Source organism: Geitlerinema sp. PCC 7407 (genome assembly GCF_000317045.1).
Classification (GTDB): Bacteria; Cyanobacteriota; Cyanobacteriia; order PCC-7407; family PCC-7407; genus PCC-7407.
Map to the genome: position 1 here is coordinate 1557013 of NC_019703.1, position 18604 is coordinate 1575616.

Here is an 18604-nt window from a genome sequence, read left to right on the forward strand (position 1 = left end):
GATTGGGAATCATAGGAAAAGTCAGCAACGAGTTGATAAAACCTGTGTTGCAGGAATTCACCACACTGCCGAACATAAAGCTGTCAGAACGTCAAAGATTACCTGACTGTTCCGCAATTTACTTTGCGATTGTGAGCGATCAAGTTCTCTATGTTGGATTAGCAACCAATTTAAGAAATCGCTGGCAAAATCATCATCGTTTTCCTCAATTGGACGCAGTAAGCAAAAAACGTGAAGTGCGATTGTTTTGGCTTGCTTGTAATCAAAGTGATCTAAATGATCTGGAACGCCAGTATATTGAGCATTACTGTCCAGTATTAAACCAAACAAAGGTTCCTGGGCGGAAGATTGTTCCTGGTTTTCAGATGCTCACACTATCGCTCAAGAAGTTGAACGAAAGAGTGATTTGTTTTGGAGTATGTTCAGCCAATAACCGGCAGCTGAAAACACTTGTTTTAGGCTATCTAGCTGCTTATAGCGAAACACGGCTTGCAACTACTACTCTTCGTAAAACCCTACAAGCAATCACAAGAAAGCCAAATAGTTTATTTAGATGGACAGAAGTTATTCGACGACGTGATGGTGCCCATTGGCAGACAAGGTGTAACGGGATTGAGATTCATCTGCTTCCTTGGTTCGAAGAACGTATTATGCACAATCCCAGCATGTATAAAGTCATGGAAGAGAGACGCTTTGGGTCATGGACTTCACTTTCCCTAGCCGAATATGATTCTATGCGACAAGAAGTAAGAGCTATGTCCTTTGCCGAAAGGCTGGAAATGGCTCGTGATTCGAAAATTGGTCGAAAGTTGTTTCCTTTAGAATGTGATGCAAAACCCTGTAGCGTCAGTGGAGTAGAAATCCTTTGTTTGACTGACGATCAGCTACAGAATCTACTCTCAAGCCATCAACACTTAAAAGAAAGGTATTCTACAATATGTGCGATCAATAACGATCCAGTACCAAAGCTAGAATTTTAACTTGATAGAATTAAGGCATTGATTGGGCTAAGTTGACCTATGGCTATTGCAGTCGATTCAGCAATCCAACAAAAACCACTTAGCTTTGACGAGTTTCTCGCTCATTATGGCGGTGATAATCGCTACGAACTGATCGATGGAGAGGTATTCGACTTGGAACCAACAGGCTTGCATGAAGAAGTTGCAGCCTTTATAACGACGAAGATCTGTGTCCAGATCGACGGAGCAGGCCTACCTTGGTTTGTCCTTCAGCGAGGCCTATTTCGCCCTTCCGGCACTGGCATGATGGCATTTCGTCCTGATGTCGCAGTTGTCGACCAAGATGAGCTACCTAAAGAGCCCCTTTGGTATGACCAGTCAATCTTAACGCTGGGCACTTCGATTAAATTTGTGGCGGAAGTGGTGAGCAGCAACTGGCAAAACGATTATGCCCGCAAGCTCGAAGACTACGCTGCATTAGGCATCCCTGAGTATTGGATTGCAGACTACGCAGGATTGGGGGGTACTCGACACATTGGGAAACCCAAACAACCGACTCTCTCTATTTGTACATTAGTAGATGGAGAGTATGAAATTCAGCAGTTTCGAGGCGATCGAGCGATTATCTCTCCAACTTTCTCAGGTCTGAAACTGACAGCTGAACAAGTATTAAGAGCGGGTAGATAGCAGACGACGTAACAGTATCAGTCATTGCCAACTGGAAGCGCTACACTCATTTTCGAGGCAATATCTGCCATCCCTCACCCTGGATTGCCAGACTCGATTAAGCCCTATCTCCTGTTACGAGGCAGTTCTAATGGTACAGTCTCCATCTAAACCCATTACCTTAGAGGAATTTCTGAATCTGCCAGAAACAAAGCCAGCTAGCGAGTACATCGGTGGGCAGATTATTCAGAAGCCAATGCCTCAGGGAAAGCACAGCACAATTCAAACTGAGTTTTCTACGACTATCAATGTAGCCCTCAAACCTCAGCGTATTGCGCGAGCATTTTCAGAACTGCGTTGTACCTTTGGTGGGCGATCGCTCATTCCAGACGTCTCTGTGTTCACTTGGGAAAGAATTCCCCGTGACCAAAATGGCGAAATCGCCAACGCCTTTCCCATGGCTCCTGACTGGACCATTGAAATCTTGTCACCGGACCAGAGCCAAACCAAAGTAACTAAAAATATTCTGCATTGTCTGAATCATGGGACTCAGATGGGTTGGCTGATCGATCCGGATGAGCAGACAGTTTTTGTATACCTTCCCAAGCAGCAGCCAGAAGCTTTTGACCAGTCAGAACAGCAACTCCCAGTTCCTCACTTTGCCCAAGAGTTAAACGTGAGCGTAGGTTTAGTATTCGGCTGGTTGCTGGAGTAAATCAACCCACGCAGACTCATCGATAGTCGAAGCAGGAATAATTAAATCTATACTGAGAATATTATTTCTCAGAGTCTGAAAGATGTCTCATATCGGCGTTCTCTGCCCTGGTGCGATCGGTCACCTCAACCCCATGTGCAACTTGGGTGGCGAGCTGATACGTCGAGGACACAGAGTCACCCTCTTTGGTGTGCCAGAGGTCAGAGAGAAAATCGCTCGCTCCAGTCTAGAGTTTTGTGAAATTGGGGCCAGCGACTTTCCGCCAGGGAGCATCGACAAAATGTATGCTCAGCTCGGAAAGCTAACCGGAACAGAAGGACTGAAATTTGCGATTCAGTTCTTCCAAGACGAAGCAAAAATGTTGTTTCGCGATGCGCCTAGCGCCATCCGAAATGTAGGTATAGACATTCTTTTGGTTGATCAAGTTACGGGGGCCGGAGGGACGATCGCTGATTATCTCCAGCTTCCCTTCATCACCATCTGCAACGCTTTGCCGATTCAGCAAGAGCCGAGCGTTCCCCCCTACTTTACGTCTTGGGAATATAGCGATACCCGGTTAGCCAGACTCCGAAACCGGCTGGGCTACCGCCTCGTTAACTTCTTCACGCGCGAGCTTTGGGATACCTTCGTTCAGCAACGAAAGCAATGGAATCTACCGCCTCACGCCCAGCGCAGCGATTCCTATTCGGGCCTTGCCCAAATTGCGCAGCTGCCCCAGGAACTTGATTTTCCTCGCAAGCAGCTAGTGCCGTGGTTTCACTACGCTGGCCCCCTAAAGAACCCTTTAGAAATTGAGCCTGTTTCCCTCGATCAGCAGCATTTTTCTTTCGACTCTCTGAGCAACAAGCCTCTCATCTATGCCAACCTCGGCACGCTCCAAAGCCACAACTGGAAAATTTTTCATGCCATTGCTGAGGCTTGCCTGGGAATTGATGCGCAGCTGGTTATTTCTTTGGGTAATCCCAAGGCCGATCCATCCCAAACTAATTTTCCTGGTAACCCGCTGGTAGTCCCTTTTCCACCCCATCAGCAGCTCATTAACCGTGCCGAGTTGGTCATTACCCACGCAGGCAGCACAGCCGTGAGCTGTTTGAGCAGTGGTGTCCCGATGGTTGCGATTCCCATCACGACCGATCAGCCCGGTATGGCTGCTAGGGTCAAGCGAGTCGGTGCTGGTGAGGTTGTTCCCCTCAAGAAGCTAAGCGTTTCCCATCTGAGAACTGCGATTCAGCAGGTATTGGGCGATCGCGCCTATCGGGAAAATGCGGCCAGGTTGCAGACAGCCATCCAGGCAGCGGGCGGCGTCAACTATGCAGCTGACGTGATCGAGCAGGTAATCCGCACCCAAGCCCCTGCACTTAATCCACGCCTGCAACCCTCCTGACTTGAGCCATTAATCCCCACCACCGCAGCTACTTCCGCAACTGCTTCCGCAGCTACTATCACAGCCACCGCTACTATCGCCATAGGAAAAGCTATCAGTCCCCCAAGAGCTGTCGGAGTCACCATCGCCAAAGGCACCAAAGCCATCGCCACTGTCGCAGGAAGTGCAGGGCTCGTATTGGCTCCTGGGCATCGGCGTTGGTTTCCGGCGTCTCCGGGCAAAGGCCTGAAGAACCAGGGCAACAAAGCCAATGAAGGGAAGCGCAAACAGCAACCAAGACAGTAAGGCTGTCAGGCTAACTGATGAGGTGACGTAGCATCCTCCTAGCAGCAGTGGCAGGGTCAGCGTCAGGCTAGCTGCCAAGCTGCGCTGTAGAGGCCGCTTTGGCACGATCCAGTGCTGTTGGGCATTCACCCTCACGAATTTTTCTTTGTTTCTGGCCCGATCGGCGGGTTGGGGCCAGATGTCCTTGGGGGGTCGCTGGCCAAACAGGCGCTCGTAGCTAGCGAGGGTCTGAGCGTACCAGTCTTGGAACTTGTGGTTTTCGGTGCGGCCACCCTCGGTCGGTTCGTGGTGCAGGGGGTGACGCAGCACCTGGGGACAAAACTGTTCCCAGTAGGAGCGTGTGTAGGTCAGGTGCAGGTGCCACACCTGATCGACCGGATCAGAGGGGCTGACGGAGTGCCCAGAGACGACGGCGAGAAACGCGAATTTTTTGTACTCTTCGATGACTCGGTGAGCGTAGTCCAGCGACCAGGAATTTTCTTGGGCGAGTCGCTGGCTGAAGGGCAATTTCGAAGCAGGTTGGTCGAGGGAAAAGCGCTGTAGGCGATCGTACAATTCTGCGTGCTGAGCGTTCATGAGTTGGAAACTCTGCAATTTTTTAGCGCTCATAAGCTTTTTACTTCGCCAAAACTTTTGCAAATCGATAGTAGCATTCCTGCTAGGCTGTCGTCGATTTTTTCGTATTTTCCGAAATTGGCATTAAAGCTTTTGTATTTAAAATTTTTGCACTCGTTTTAGAAGCTGAATTTCTTTAAACTCTAAAAGAATCACTATTGGTGATATTGAAATCAGTTGGTAAATCTAGATAGTTCTAGATAAAATTTATTTGAGAATTAAATTAGAGAAAAAAGGCGATCGCTCTCTTGAAAAAAGAGCGATCGCCCACGGGTTTCCAGCCTAGTCTCAGCTTGATTGAACTCAGTTGAACTCAAAAAATTAACGGTTAAAAACGCGTTCTACGTGGAACCAAGCGTCCCGAACGGCGTGTTTTGCTTTTTCCCAGCCCAGGCCAGAGCGGCTGTAGTGCCTTTCGTAGTCGCGCTGGAGCTCGGGTTCCACTTCATCGTAGGTTCGGCCCGAGTTGCGGTAGCGCACGTAGTTCTCATAGCCCATGCGATAGGCCGGTTGGTACTGCTCGTAGGGCACGTTGGGATCAAAGTAGGCGGACGAGGGATAGTTCCCGCGCCAGTATTCGTCTTCCTCACGCGCGATCGAGTAGGAGCCGACCCGGTTCCAGGCATCTTGGGCAGCGTAGCGAGCATCGCCCCAGCCTACTCCTGAGGAGCCGTAGTCTGCTTCGTAGCGGCGCTGGAGGTCGGGCTCGGCCTGCTCGTAGGTTTGGCCCTCGGTACCGTAGCGGTGGTAGCCTTCGTAGCCAACGCGATAGCCCGGTTGGTAGTCCTCATAGGGGCGATCGCCCTTCACGTAGGGCCGCGTCCGGTAGTTTTCCCGCCAGTATTCATCCTCGACGGTCGGGTCGAAGGCCTCAGCGGTGGCCTTGCCTGCCAGTCCCCCGGCAACGCTGCCGACCACCGCCCCGATCACGGCTCCCACCGGCCCGGCTGCCGCACCAATGGCTGTCCCTAGGGTGCCAGCGGCAGCGGCCCCGATCCCGGTGCCGACAGGATGAGCCCCCGGCTGACCGCTAATCGGGTCGCGGTTCGCATCTTCGTCTCGCTGTTTTTCAAGATCAGAACGATGCTCACGGGTGTTTAGGTTTTTATCGTCATCCATGACTAAATCTCGCTTTCTTTGTCAGAAAAACTTGCTATGAACCAATGCTATTACTGACAAGAAATACGATCTTCACCCCAAAGACAGGGAAGCGTTTATTCAAGGTTTAGTGTTGATTTTTAAGATTTTTTCTGAGGTTATATCCCAAGGATGAGGCTGGCAAAACAAACTATTTCCAAAAAATTTGCGTACCTCTTTTGGATTAGGAATTTTCTTTATTAAGCATGCATCCATGCGTTGAGCAAAAATATAATCAACGACAAGTTTGAAGGGCGATCGCCTCGATTCCAGAATCGCCCAATGGGTTAGGGCCGAGGCTGAGAACTAGGCCCAGGAAACTGCTGCCAGCGGCGCCCTGTGCGCAGGTCATAAAAAACGAAATTGTCGCGCACAGGAATCACCACAATGCCATTGATCACGCGCAGATCGACCCGCTCTAGATACTTGGAGCTGGTAGCAACGGAGACAGTCAAGGGGAGCCAGCCCAGGCGCGCCCGCACGTCCACGTAGCCATCGGGAATGCAGCCGTAGCGGACTAGATAAAGGGTGGCGTGGTGCTCCGGGAACGGCACGGTGGAGACCTCGTTGCGGATGCACAAAAAACCATCGGTGGGCCACAAAAAGATGACGCCCAGCCCTGACACCCACAGCAGCACGAGGGGAGCGCTGATGGTCGCGGCGATCGCCCGCATCCAGGCTTTGCGGCGACGCAGCAGCTTGGTCACGCGATAGATCAAATAAAAACCCACTCCCAAGCTCAGCCCTGCCAGCGCTTTGAGCACGGACTCATACAGGCTGTAGACCGCTGGAATCACCTCCAGATCCGTCACGATGAAGAGATACAAAAAGATCTGAACCGCCAAGAAGGCGATCGCCAGCAGGAGCAGAGGCCAAGACGCACGCATGAATGCAAAACTGACAAATACTGGAGGCTTCAAGGTTATAGACGGAGATTTCGAGGGAGAGAGCCAAAAGACAATACAGTGACATACTTCTACACCGTAGGTGAATCCGTCGGCGTAGGCTTTTGATTTCTTTGTCCCTTTGCCCTCAGCTAGTTCAGCCAGCGGCTTTACCGCCACAATCTTTGCTTTGGCGTGACGTGAAGGCGTGTTGTTGCTCCGAAGATTAGGAGATGTCAGTCAGGCTTTGTCTGCTGTCTCTGCTTGAGTCCCGAATCTCCGCGTCTTGAGATGGGGAAGTGGATCAACATTCCCGCAAGCGAAGCCAGACTGCGCCCAGAGCAAGCGCGCCAATCTGCCAAAAATTGCCTGAAGAAAGCCGATTTAGCTATGGGCGGGAGTCTTCAAGATCAAGGCCGTCAGCTACAAAGTCGACGGCTGGTATGGGACTCTGAGTCCGAAGGGTTCGCCTATTCTGGCCCGCGCGCCCGACCCCCCCGATACGCCGGTCTCGCGGTAGGAAGATGTCCCTAGGCTGCAACTGGGCAAATTATAGTAATCTGTTTTTGAGAATAAGTCGCAATACACTGGCCTGCCTGTGAACTCCTCTATGCCTAGCCATCCTCGCCTTGTTGATATCCAACCCGGTCAGTCTGCCACCATTGTTGCCCTCTATATTGACCCTGGGCTGCAACACCGTTTTGGGGCGCTGGGGCTGCGTTGTGGCCAAGAAATCTCGGTGCTGCGGCGCGGGGTGATGAACGGCCCGCTGCATGTGCGCGTGGGCATGACCGAGGTCATGGTGCGCCGCTGCGATGCCCGCCAGATCGCGATCGCTCCCAGCCAGTCCGTCTCGCCTGCGGGTGCAGCCGCATGAGGCAGATCGCGGTGTTGGGCATGCCCAACACGGGCAAATCGACCTTTTTTAACCGCCTGACGGGCTCCCATGCCCACATTGGTAACTGGCCCGGGATTACCATTGACCTGATGATGGCGGAGGTCAACTTGGATGGCGAACCGGTGGCAGTGGTTGATTTACCCGGCATCTATGACCTGCGGGGTTTTTCTGAAGATGAGGCAGTGGTCCGGCGTTTTTTAGAAAAGGCTCCGCTGGATTTAATATTAATTATTCTCAATACGACTCAAATTGATCGGCAGCTCATTTTGCCCCTACAGGTGAGGCAACTGGGGCTGCCTGCTGTGGTGCTGCTCAACATGGCTGACGAGGCCCGTCGGTTTGGGGTGACGGTAGACCCGGAGGCTCTGTCCCAGCGCTTGGGAATGCCGGTGCAGCCGATCAGCGCCAAGTACGGCACTGGCTACCAGAGGGCGATCGCCGCTGTGACTGCCGCCCTTCAGGAGCTGCAGCCCCCGGTGAAGATCGAGCAGCTAGAGGCCCAGCTCCTGGGCGATCCGCAGCTTGCCGATGAGCTAAAGACCACCCTGGATGGGGCTGTTCAGATTCCCCTCCGCCTCTCGGATCGGTGGAGCGAGCGGCTCGATCGCATTTTGCTGCACCCGGTGCTGGGCCTGCCGCTGTTTTTTGGGGCCATGTACCTGGTGTTTCAGGCAATCTATGCCCTGGGTACCCCTCTCCAGGGCTGGCTGGGGAATGCTCTGGACTGGTTCAGGGGGGTTGCCCTAGAGCCGATTCTGGCCCCCTTGCCCGCTTTCTTCAAAGGATTTTTGCTCGATGGGCTGTATCAGGGCATCGGCACCGTAGCGGCATTTTTGCCGGTGATTTTTCTGTTTTTTCTCTTCATGGCGATCGTCGAAGACAGTGGCTATCTGTCGCGATCGGCGTTTTTGATGGATGCCCTGATGGAGCGATTGGGCCTAGATGGTCGCTCCTTTGTGATGGCGCTGATGGGCTTTGGCTGCAATGTCCCCGCGATTTTGGGGACGCGGGTGATGCGATCGCCCGGTCTGCGCATGCTGTCGATGCTGATCATTCCCTTTTCGCTCTGCTCAGCTCGGCTCAACGTATTTATGTTTATGGCGACGGCCTTGTTCGCCCCCGAGCAGTCGCCTAGGGTGATTTTTAGCCTCTATCTGGTGAGTTTTGCCGCAGCCCTGCTGACGGCGGCCCTGTTTAAGGGCAAATTTCCCAGCCGAGAGCCCCTGGTGCTAGAGCTGCCGCCCTACCGGTTTCCGACGGTGCGACAAATGTTGATCCGCGCCTGGTGTGAGGTCAAGCACTTTTGGTTTTGGTCGCGGCGGTTCATTATTTTTGGCGTGATTGCCATCTGGCTGCTAAATAACCTGCCGACGAATGTGCCCACCGCCAGCAGCGAAACCCTAGCAGGACTGATCGGCCAGGCGCTTCAGCCCCTGTTTGCCCCTCTGGGCATCGATTCCCATCTCACGGTGGCGCTGTTCTTTGGCTTCATCGCCAAAGAAATTGTCCTGGGGGGGCTGGCGGTGATCTACAGTACTGCCGAAGGGGGCGACTTGGCCAGCGCCTTGGTGCAGCAGCTAGATTGGGTCCAGGCCTACAGTTTTATGCTGTTTACGCTGCTCTATGTGCCCTGCCTATCGACGATTGCGGTGCTCAAGAGCGAATCCAAGAGCTTGAAATTTGCCATGCTTTCGGTCGGCTGGTCTCTGGGCTTGGCTTGGCTGGCCAGCTTTGGGTTTTATCAGGGAGCGCGATTACTGGGGTTTTAGCGACGAGACGGGGGGGACCGATGCACCCTCCAAGGTGGCCGAAGCGATCGAGGTCTCCCACAAGACCCAGCAGAACATCACCTTTGCGATGGTGACCAAAGCTGATTTTATTGTGCTGGCCACCTGCTCTCCCCCCCCATGCACTGCTCCCATGGAAATGAGCTGAGTTCAAAATGCCGTTGCGCCAAAAACTTTGTACACTAACGATTAGTGCTTGAAGTAGTTTCTATGGCGACCTCTCTACAAACGGGTCAAACGTCTCCGGCAGTCTCTGCTTTGCCTCACTGGCAAGAGGTGCGCGCCCCCCGTGGGCTGGGCTACCGCATCCGCCTGATGGCCCAGCTAATGACACGGTGCTTTCAAGAAAAGCTCGACCCCTACGGCCTCACCCCCTTTCACTGGGTGGTGCTCTGCTGCCTCTGGGAGCAGGACGGCCAAGCGACCTCCCAGATTGGCGAAAAGCTCAGCCAGGTGGGCGGCACTATGACTGGCGTGATCGATCGCATGGAAGAGCGCGGCCTGGTGCGGCGGGAGCGCGATACCCACGATCGCCGCATCTGGCGCATTTGGCTGACCGATATGGGCCGCGAGATGGAAGCAATTTTGCCCCCCTTTGCCCTACAAGTACGAGAAGTCGCCTTTGCTGGCATCACCGAAGCGGAGCAAAAGCTGGTGTCGGATGTGGTCGATCGCGCGATCGCCAACTTGATCCGTCCCTAGCAAGGGCAGGAATCCCCAGGGCGCGATCGCGCGGCCAATGCACCCCTATCTAGGGTTCCATCCTGGGCAAAACTCCCTCAGCTCAACGCTTTCCAGCCCATCGTTCTTTTTTTATTGCCCAATTACTACGCATACTAACCATCTTTACCCTTAGTGAATCGAAACCGCAGTTATGGCCAACCCAGCATTCACCCCTGATCACCGCCAAAACGGCCAGCGAGCTGACAGCTTGGCGACCTCGACTCAGTCACCCGCGGTCGAATCGGCTCCGCCGGATACCTCTCAGGATGTCGCTCTGGCAGACGCCTCAGAACCATCGACCAAGCCGCCCAAGCGCCGCCCGTCGGCGCTCCTCTTGGTGGTCGCGGGTGTAGGGCTGATCGCCGGGAGCGTTTTTGGCAGCCGCTGGTGGGCCTACGCCTCCACCCACGAGGAGACCGACAATGCCCAACTCCAGGGCCACGTTTACCAAATCAGCAGCCGCGTCCCTGGCAAGGTGGCGCAGGTAGCCGTAGAAGACAATCAGCCGGTGGCTGCTGGAGATCTGCTGGTGCAGCTGGATGCCAGCGACTACGATCTCGCGGTGAAGCAGGCCCAGGCCGCTCTCGCGGCGGCCCAGAAGCAGGCCGAGGCGGCCAAAGCATCTATTTCCCAGGCGGATACCAGTTCCCAGGCTCAGGTGACCAGTGCCCAGGGCGGGATCACTGGCGCATCGGCGGCGATCGCCGATGCCCAGGCTGCCCTAGAGGTTGCCCGCGCCGGGGTGCCCGTCGCCCAGGCCCAGCTTGCCCAAGCCGAGGCCACCCTACAAAAAGCCACCACTGACTACCAGCGCTACCAGGGCCTCTACGCCCAGGGGGCCATCTCGGCCCAAGACCGCGACGCTGCCAAACAGGCCTACGACATCGCCCAGGCCCAGCGCCAATCGGCCCAGCAGCAGGTGACCCAGGCCCAGGCAAAAGTCACCCAAGCCCAGGAAGGGGTGGCCCAGGCCCAGGCCCAGCTACAAACCAGTCGGGGGAGCCTGCAACAGGCCCAGGCCAGCGGCGTACAAACAACCGTCAACCGCAGCCAGTTTGAAGCGGCCCAGGCCAAGATCGCTGAGGCCGAGGCCAGCCTGAAACAGGCCCAGCTTCAGCTCAGCTATACCGCCATTCAGGCTCCTGCCGCTGGCGTTGTGGGCCACAAGACCGTGGAAGTGGGCCAGCAGGTACAGCCCGGTCAGCCCCTAATGGCCGTGGTCGGCACCGATCTCTGGATCGAGGCCAACTTCAAAGAAACCCAGATTGCCCACATGCGCCCCGGTGAACCGGTCGAGATTACCGTCGATGCCCTGCCCGGTCATACTTTCAAGGGTCAGGTCGAAAGTCTGTCTCCGGCGTCGGGCGCGCAATTTGCTCTGTTGCCCCCCGACAATGCCACCGGCAACTTCACCAAGGTCGTGCAGCGCATTCCGGTCAAAATTAGCCTCGATTTGGCGAGCGTGAATGGGTTTGAGGACTGGCTGGCGCCGGGACTGTCGGCGACGGTGAGCGTGGATACGGCGCAGGAGTAGGGGTTGAGTTTTAGTGCTGAGTTTTGAGTGCTGAGTTTTGAGGGGCTGATAGAGCCGCTGAATTCAAGATTCACATCAAAGTTCAAGCCAAGATTCAAGCCGATTTTCACCACCCTATCCATCTTTCATTTCATGGCATCAGCAACGACTAAATCTTCTTTGTCCCAAAAACGCCCTGTGCCCGCTAGCTGGCTGAAATGGGCGATCGCCCTCACGGCTTCCCTGGGGGCGATGCTGGAGGTGATCGACACCAGCATCGTCAACGTGGCGCTGACGGACATGCAAGCCAGCGTGGGAGCGACCATCAGCGAGATTGGCTGGGTAGTGACGGGCTACGCGATCGCCAATGTGATCATCATTCCCCTCACCGCCTGGCTGGGGGAGGCCTTTGGCAAAAAGCGGTACTTCGTGTTTTCGCTGGTGGGCTTTGTGGTGGCCTCGGTGCTGTGCGGGCTGGCGGCCAATCTGTCGGCGCTGGTCGCTTCGCGAGTCTTGCAGGGCCTGCTGGGGGGCGGCCTGCTGGCCAAGGCCCAGTCGATTTTGTTTGAAACCTTTCCCCCTGAGGAGCAGGGGGTGGCCCAGGCGGTGTTTGGGGTGGGGGTGATCGCGGGGCCGGCCATTGGCCCGACCCTCGGCGGCTACCTCACCGATGCTCTGGGCTGGCGCTGGATTTTCTTTATTAATGTGCCGGTGGGGATTGTGGCGGTGCTGATGGCGGTGATCTTTTTGCCCGCCGACGATCTGCGGCCCGATCGCCCCATTCCCAGGGTGGACTGGTGGGGAATTGCGCTGCTGACGATCGCCCTCGGCAGCCTACAAACTTTTCTAGAAGAAGGGGAGCAGGACGGCTGGTTTGAGTCCCACACCATTACTCTGCTGGCCGTTTCCGCCATCGTTGGGTTGCTACTGTTTATCTGGCGAGAGCTGTCTACGGACCAGCCAGCGGTGGATCTGCGGGTGCTGCGGCACCGTTCCCTGGCGGCGGGCAGCGTGTATTCGGCGGTGGTGGGTATGGGCCTGTACGGCACCCTGTTTGTGATTCCTATCTATGCCCAGACAGTGCTCAACTACACGGCCCAGCAGACCGGCCTGCTGATCATGCCGGGGGCGCTGGCCTCCGCCGTCACCATGGTGGTGATGGGCAAGGTGTCGGGCAAGGTCGATGGCCGGGTGCTGATTGCCGGGGGCAGCATTTTCATTGCTGTGATCATGTTCAATCTGGCCGATCTCAACCCCAACACCGGCAGCGATGCGCTCTTTTGGCCGCTGCTCTGGCGCGGGGTCAGCGTGGTGATGATGTTTTTGCCCCTTAGTCTGGTGACCCTGGGACCGCTGCCCAAGCAGGACATCCCGGCGGGGTCGGGCTTTTATAACCTCACCCGGCAGCTGGGGGGCAGCATTGGCATTGCTCTGCTGGCGACGGTGCTCGATCGCCGCCACGCGTTCCACCGCGCGGTGCTGGTGGAGCATGTCTCTCCCTACGATTTGCAAACCCAGGAGCGGATCAATGCTCTGATGGGTGCTATGCAAAGCCAGGGGGCTGATGCCGCCACGGCCCACCAGCAGGCGCTGGCGCTGCTCGACCAAACCCTGGAGGGGCAGGCTATGCTGCTGGCCTTTGAGGATTTGTTTTGGGTGGTGGGGCTCATTTTCTTGGTGACGCTGCCGCTGCTGTTTTTGCTGGGCAAGGGGGGCGATCGCTCGGTGTCTGTGGGGGGCCACTAGAACAGGACTGATTGCGCCCAGCTCCCAGTCAGTCACCTTCATAGTCTGCGGTGGAGATCTCGCAGATTAAAAACAAGGCTCAGGTCACGCCCGATGGGATACTAGGGGTCACGAAGAAGCCGTCACCGTTCGAAGCAACGCCCGTGCTACCGACAGATCTGCTGATTCATCGCTATAGCGGCGAAGAAATCCTGCCCAAACGCCTCAAGCTTGACAAAGCGAGTCTCAGCTTGGCTGAAGAGGTGATTGAGATTTTTGTGGCCTGTCGCGGCCAATCCCAGGGACACCTCGATCGCCAGCTCCAAGATCTCGAGGGAGACAGCCCGGACTATCGGGTCAAGCGGGGTCTGGCGCATCTACTGCGCAGCAGCTTCTGCGAATTCGAAATCATTAGCCCGCTGGAGCCCCAGGCTTTGCGGCACCGGGTGTTTTCGGCGGCGGCCCGCGGGGTGCTGAGCCCCCAAGCAACAGAGCTGACGCTGGAGATGCTGGCGATCGCCCTCAGCCAGGAGCTCGATCGCGAAGTTTTGCCCAGCCACATTCAGGCTGGCCTCTACGCCGACCTGCCCGAAAACCGCATTCTCACTCAGTTTGACGCCCCCACCCCCGAGGCGCTGCTCCACCGCTACAACCTCTCCCAGGTCCAGGGCATCTTTTACAAGGCCACGGACTTGGTGATCAACGCCCACCGCAACGATCCGGGCGAGTACAAGCTCCTGTTTCGCTACCTGAAGCTATTTCAGCTCATGGCCTACATCGAGGGCGAGGCCGACCAGGGCTTCACCATCACCATCGACGGCCCCACCAGCCTGTTCAAGCCCAGCACGCGCTACGGACTGGCGATCGCCAAACTCGTGCCCGCCCTGCTCCACGTCACCCGCTGGAGCCTCACCGCCAACCTGCGTATCCGCGACTCCTACAGCGACACCGTCAAGGCCAAGCGCTTTGCCCTCGACTCCGACTGCGGCCTGGTCACCCACTACCCCCCCGGCAAGACCTACGACAGCATGATCGAGGAATCCTTTGTCAATCGCTGGGACAGCCTAAAGACCGAGTGGCGGCTGGAGCGAGAAGTTGACCTGATTCCGATTCCTGGCAGCGTGATGATTCCGGACTTTCGGCTGGTGCACCCCGACGGGCGATCGCTCCTATTGGAGATCGTCGGCTACTGGCGGCCCGACTACCTGCGCAAAAAATTTTCCCAGGTGCGCCAGTCTGGCCGCGATGACCTGATCCTCGCCATCTCCGAGCGCCTCAACCTGGAAAAAGCGGGTGTCAACGTCGATCAGGTCCCCGCCCGCATTGTGTGGTTCAAAGACAAGCTCTCGCCCAAAGCCGTCCTTCAGGCGATCGATCCCTAGCCTCGGCGATCGCCCGAGCGAACTCTCTCCTGCGACGCAGGTAGCCAATCCAGGCCCGATCTAGGCTTAAACCATTGCGGCTGGGCTCCCCCATCGCATCATCTGCGGGGACGCCCAGCACCTGACTGGCTGACAGGCTGGATTGACCACCACACAGGAAAAGCCCCATGTTTTTTCATAAAAAAGAAGCTATTCACACCGTCAACGTGAATGAAGCTGACCCCCGCTTCGGGCAGCTTCTGCTAGAGCAGTTTGGCGGCGCGACCGGAGAGCTCTCCGCTGCCCTCCAGTATTGGGTGCAGTCCTTTCATACCGAGAACCCCGGTATTCGGGACATGCTCCAAGACATCGCCGTCGAAGAATTTGGCCACCTAGAGATGGTCGGCAAAATGATCGAGGCTCACACCAAGAACGTTGATCAGACCGACGCCTTCAAGAGCAGCCTGTTTGCGGTGCGCGGCATGGGCCCCCACTTCCTCGACAGCCAGGGCAACGCCTGGACCGCCAACTACCTCAACGAAGGCGGCGACGTGGTGCGAGACCTGCGGGCAGACATCGCCGCTGAGGCGGGCGCTCGCCAAACCTACGAGCAGCTGATCAAGCTCGCGCCGGACGAGGGCAGCAAGCAGACCCTGGTGCACCTGCTCACCCGCGAGATCTCTCACACCAAGATGTTCATGGAAGCACTGAATTCTCTGGGCAAACTGGACGATCCGTTCTTCGGCAATGTCCAGCCCGACGAGACCGTGGACATCTACTACAATCTGTCCTCCAACGGCGCCACGGACGAGCGCGGCCCCTGGAACTCAGAGCCCAACTTCCGCTACATCGCCGACCCGGTGGCAGAGCACGCCAATTGACGTCCGGCTCCCAGTTTCTCAAGTTCGAAGGGCACTCTCCCCGCCAATCGCGTTCCGGGTACGCAGGCGGGGAGTTTTTTGTCTGCTGGCCTTGTCAAATAGAGTTTTGGGCAACTACGCAGGCCCATTCGGCAAGGTACGCTGGATCCAGATCTTTCGCCCCCAGAGCGGGGCCTAGAATCTGCATAGTATTGATCTTCAGGCGCTCTGACGGACTGCGCTGGCCTTGGGGTGACCCTGAGGCAGTTGCTCCGATTGGCAGCAGAGCGCCTCCACCGTCGCTATATCCGGGTTGCTGGTTCTATGTCGCAGCTTTTGTTTGATGACAATAACGGTTACAAGTCCTTTGAGCTACCGGGCGCTCGGCCCCACTACAATCCCGATCGCCCCGGTCAGGTGGAGCACATTTTTTTGGATCTAGTCCTCGATCTGCCCAATCGCAGCTACCAAGGCACCTGCTCGATTCGCCTCAACCCCGTTCGCAGCAACCTGGAGTCTTTGACCCTGGACGCCGTTAATCTGGCGATCGACGCTGTGAAGATCGGCAAAACCAAGCAGGATTTTGACTACGACGGTGAGCAGCTGCACATCCGGCTCAGCAAGCCCACCCAGGCCGGCAAACCCATCACCCTGGCGATCGCCTATCGCGTGGAGCAGCCCCAGCGCGGCCTCTACTTCGTTGGCCCCGACAAGCACTATCCCCACAAGCCCACCCAGGTCTGGACCCAGGGCGAAGACGAAGACTCCCGCTTCTGGTTTCCCTGCTTCGACTATCCCGGCCAGCTCGCCACCTCCGAAATCCGGGTGCGCGTCCCCAAACCCTACCAGGCCATCTCCAACGGCACCTTACTGAGCGTCCAAGAAGACGGCGACGACAAGATTTTTCACTGGTCGCAGCAGGAGGTCCACCCCACCTATCTGATGACCCTGGCGGTGGGAGACTTCGCCGAAATCAGAGACGAATGGAACGGCAAGCCCGTCACCTACTACGTCGAGAAGGGCCGGGAAGAGGACGCGCGCCGGACCATGGGCAAAACGCCCCGCATGATCGAGTTTTTTAGCGAAAAGTACGGCTACCCCTATCCCTATCCCAAGTACGCCCAAGTCTGCGTCGATGACTTCATCTTCGGCGGCATGGAGAACACCTCCACTACCCTGCTGACCGATCGCTGCCTGATTGACGAGCGCGCCGCCCTCGACAACCGCGGCTCCGAAAGCCTGGTTGCCCACGAGCTCGCCCACCAGTGGTTTGGGGATCTGGTGGTGATCAAGCACTGGTCCCACGCCTGGATCAAAGAGGGCATGGCCTCCTACAGCGAGGTGATGTGGACCGATGCTGAGTACGGCCCCGAGGATGCGGCCTATTACCGGCTCAATGAAGCTCGCAGCTATCTGGCCGAGGACAGCTCCCGTTATCGTCGCCCCATCGTCACCCACGTGTATCGGGAGGCCATCGAGCTCTACGATCGCCACCTCTACGAAAAGGGCTCCTGCGTCTATCACATGATCCGCGCTGAGCTGGGAGATGAGCTGTTCTGGCGGGCCATTCACACCTTTGTCCAAGACAACGCTCACCGCACGGTGGAGACGGTGGACCTGCTGCGGGCGATCGACAAGGCCACTGGACGCAACCTGCTGTTCCTGTTTGATCAGTACGTGTTCCGGGGCGGCCATCCAGACTACAAGGTAGCCTATAGCTGGGACGGCGACAGCAAGCTGGCCAAGATCACGGTGACCCAAACCCAGGCCAAGGACGACGACACCAGCCCCCAGAGCGGCCTGTTTGATCTCAAGCTGCCGATCGCCTTTGGCTTTGTGAAGTCTTCGAGCCGTCGCAAAACCCCGGCCCAGCCGACCTTCCAGACCTTTACGGTGCGGGTGCACGAGCGCGAGCAGGCTTTCTACTTCCCCCTGGCGGAAAAACCCAGCTTTGTCAGCTTTGATCAGGGAAACCATTTCCTGAAGACGGTGCAGCTGGAGTATGGCCTGCCGGAGCTCAAGGCCCAGCTCCAGTATGACCCCGACCCGATTTCCCGCATTTATGCGGCGGAGGCGATCGCCAAGAAGGGCGGCCTGGAGGCGGTGAAGGCCCTGAGCGAGGCGCTGAAGTCCGATCCATTCTGGGGCGTGCGGGCGGAGGTGGCCCACCAGCTCGGCGAAGTGAAGCTGGATCAGGCCTTTGAGGGGCTGCGCGCAGGGCTCAAGGATAGCGAGGCGCGCGTGCGTCGGGCCGTCGTGGAGGCCCTGGGCAAGATCAAGACGGCGGAGAGCTACAAGGCACTCAAGCCTCTGGTCGAGAAGGGCGACCCCAGCTACTACGTGGAGTCGGCGGCGGCCCAGGCGATCGGGGCGATCGCCGCCGTCAACAGCGACGACGACAAGCCCAAGGCCGAAAAGGTCATCAAGCTGCTGAAGTCAGTGCTCAAGGAGCGGGCTGGCTGGAATGAAACTGTGCGATCGGGGGCGATCGCGGGCTTGAGCAAGCTCAAGACCTCCGAGGATGCCCTGACGGTGATCCTGGAGTACACGGCCCCTGGCGTACCCCAATCGCTGCGTCTTGCCTCCATTCGCGCCCTCGGCACCATCTCCAGCGGCCAAACCAAGCCGAACCTGGAGCGAATCTTGCAGCGCCTCGACGAGCTCGCTCGGGAGACCTTCTTCTTGACCCAGGTGGCCGTCGCCGTCGCCCTGGGCCAGATGGAAACCCCCAAGGCCATCGGCGTTCTGCGATCGCTGGCTGACCAGACCCCAGACGGCCGCGTGCGCCGCCTCGCCGAGGAGTCGATTCAGCGCGTGCAAAAGACCATCGGGTCCGACGCAGCGGTGAAGAAAATGCAAGAAGAGCTCGATCAGCTCAAGAAATCCAACCAAGAGCTGCGCAGCCGCCTAGAATCCCTCGAGGCCAAAGCCAACGCCTAACTAGCATTACCGGCCTCACAACTCTCACAATCCAGCGGGCGATCGCCTCCAGCAGAACTGGCTCTGGGCGATCGCCCTTTTTCGTCCTGGCTGTGTGGGATACCGACTTATTAATGCTTTCGGTACAAAATAGTTAAAAAGATCGTTAGATT

The 18604-nt window shown here is 56.8% G+C and carries 15 protein-coding genes; 12 read left to right on the forward strand and 3 right to left on the reverse strand.

The features are described from left to right. The first annotated feature begins 44 nt into the window (after window positions 1–44). From GEI7407_RS19935 to GEI7407_RS06620, 4 genes are all read left to right on the forward strand, one after another. Complete coding sequence (locus tag GEI7407_RS19935) at window positions 45–980, forward strand: GIY-YIG nuclease family protein (protein ID WP_015171361.1); 936 nt, start codon at window positions 45–47, stop codon at window positions 978–980. A 39-nt stretch (window positions 981–1019) separates the two neighbouring features. Next, a complete protein-coding gene (locus GEI7407_RS06610) occupies window positions 1020–1646 on the forward strand; it encodes a Uma2 family endonuclease (protein WP_015171362.1) in 627 nt (208 codons plus the stop codon). Window positions 1647–1776: 130 nt separating this feature from the next. Beyond that, complete coding sequence (locus GEI7407_RS06615; protein WP_015171363.1) at window positions 1777–2340, forward strand: Uma2 family endonuclease; 564 nt, start codon at window positions 1777–1779, stop codon at window positions 2338–2340. Window positions 2341–2698: 358 nt separating this feature from the next. Continuing rightward, on the forward strand, window positions 2699–3724 hold the full coding sequence (locus GEI7407_RS06620) for a glycosyltransferase (RefSeq protein ID WP_396229523.1): 1026 nt from the start codon (window positions 2699–2701) through the stop codon (window positions 3722–3724). 9 nt (window positions 3725–3733) lie between these two features. On the opposite strand, the gene GEI7407_RS06625 is transcribed toward GEI7407_RS06620, so the two are convergent. The 3 genes from GEI7407_RS06625 to GEI7407_RS06635 all read right to left on the reverse strand — a co-directional run bounded on the left by GEI7407_RS06625 (window position 3734) and on the right by GEI7407_RS06635 (window position 6648). Beyond that, on the reverse strand, window positions 3734–4585 hold the full coding sequence (locus GEI7407_RS06625; protein WP_051030700.1) for a hypothetical protein: 852 nt from the start codon (window positions 4583–4585) through the stop codon (window positions 3734–3736). A 360-nt stretch (window positions 4586–4945) separates the two neighbouring features. Beyond that, the gene (locus GEI7407_RS06630; protein WP_015171366.1) at window positions 4946–5743 is read right to left on the reverse strand and encodes a glycine zipper family protein; all 798 of its coding nucleotides are present in this window, start codon (window positions 5741–5743) and stop codon (window positions 4946–4948) included. Window positions 5744–6048: 305 nt separating this feature from the next. Then, window positions 6049–6648 carry a hypothetical protein gene (locus tag GEI7407_RS06635; protein WP_015171367.1) on the reverse strand — a complete coding sequence of 200 codons (600 nt, stop codon included), beginning with the start codon at window positions 6646–6648 and terminating at the stop codon, window positions 6049–6051. A 607-nt stretch (window positions 6649–7255) separates the two neighbouring features. Here GEI7407_RS06635 and GEI7407_RS06640 point away from each other — a divergent pair. The 8 genes from GEI7407_RS06640 (at window position 7256) to GEI7407_RS06675 (ending at window position 18452) form a co-directional block, all read left to right on the forward strand. Then, window positions 7256–7522, forward strand: a complete 267-nt coding sequence (locus tag GEI7407_RS06640; protein ID WP_015171368.1) for a FeoA family protein — start codon at window positions 7256–7258, stop codon at window positions 7520–7522. Next, window positions 7519–9312, forward strand: a complete 1794-nt coding sequence (feoB, locus tag GEI7407_RS06645) for a ferrous iron transport protein B (protein ID WP_015171369.1) — start codon at window positions 7519–7521, stop codon at window positions 9310–9312. The genes GEI7407_RS06640 and feoB overlap by 4 nt, the downstream gene beginning before the upstream one ends. 228 nt (window positions 9313–9540) lie before the next feature. Beyond that, complete coding sequence (locus tag GEI7407_RS06650; protein WP_015171370.1) at window positions 9541–10032, forward strand: MarR family winged helix-turn-helix transcriptional regulator; 492 nt, start codon at window positions 9541–9543, stop codon at window positions 10030–10032. A 172-nt stretch (window positions 10033–10204) separates the two neighbouring features. Further along, the gene (locus tag GEI7407_RS06655; RefSeq protein ID WP_015171371.1) at window positions 10205–11587 is read left to right on the forward strand and encodes an HlyD family secretion protein; all 1383 of its coding nucleotides are present in this window, start codon (window positions 10205–10207) and stop codon (window positions 11585–11587) included. A 132-nt stretch (window positions 11588–11719) separates the two neighbouring features. Continuing rightward, complete coding sequence (locus GEI7407_RS06660) at window positions 11720–13312, forward strand: DHA2 family efflux MFS transporter permease subunit (protein ID WP_015171372.1); 1593 nt, start codon at window positions 11720–11722, stop codon at window positions 13310–13312. Between the two features lie 143 nt (window positions 13313–13455). Beyond that, entirely contained in the window at window positions 13456–14673 is a 1218-nt protein-coding gene (locus tag GEI7407_RS06665; protein ID WP_041268303.1) for a DUF790 family protein, read from the forward strand. A gap of 167 nt (window positions 14674–14840) precedes the next feature. Continuing rightward, window positions 14841–15533, forward strand: a complete 693-nt coding sequence (locus GEI7407_RS06670) for a manganese catalase family protein (RefSeq protein WP_015171374.1) — start codon at window positions 14841–14843, stop codon at window positions 15531–15533. 303 nt (window positions 15534–15836) lie between these two features. Continuing rightward, on the forward strand, window positions 15837–18452 hold the full coding sequence (locus GEI7407_RS06675) for a M1 family metallopeptidase (RefSeq protein ID WP_015171375.1): 2616 nt from the start codon (window positions 15837–15839) through the stop codon (window positions 18450–18452). Window positions 18453–18604: the final 152 nt, after the last annotated feature.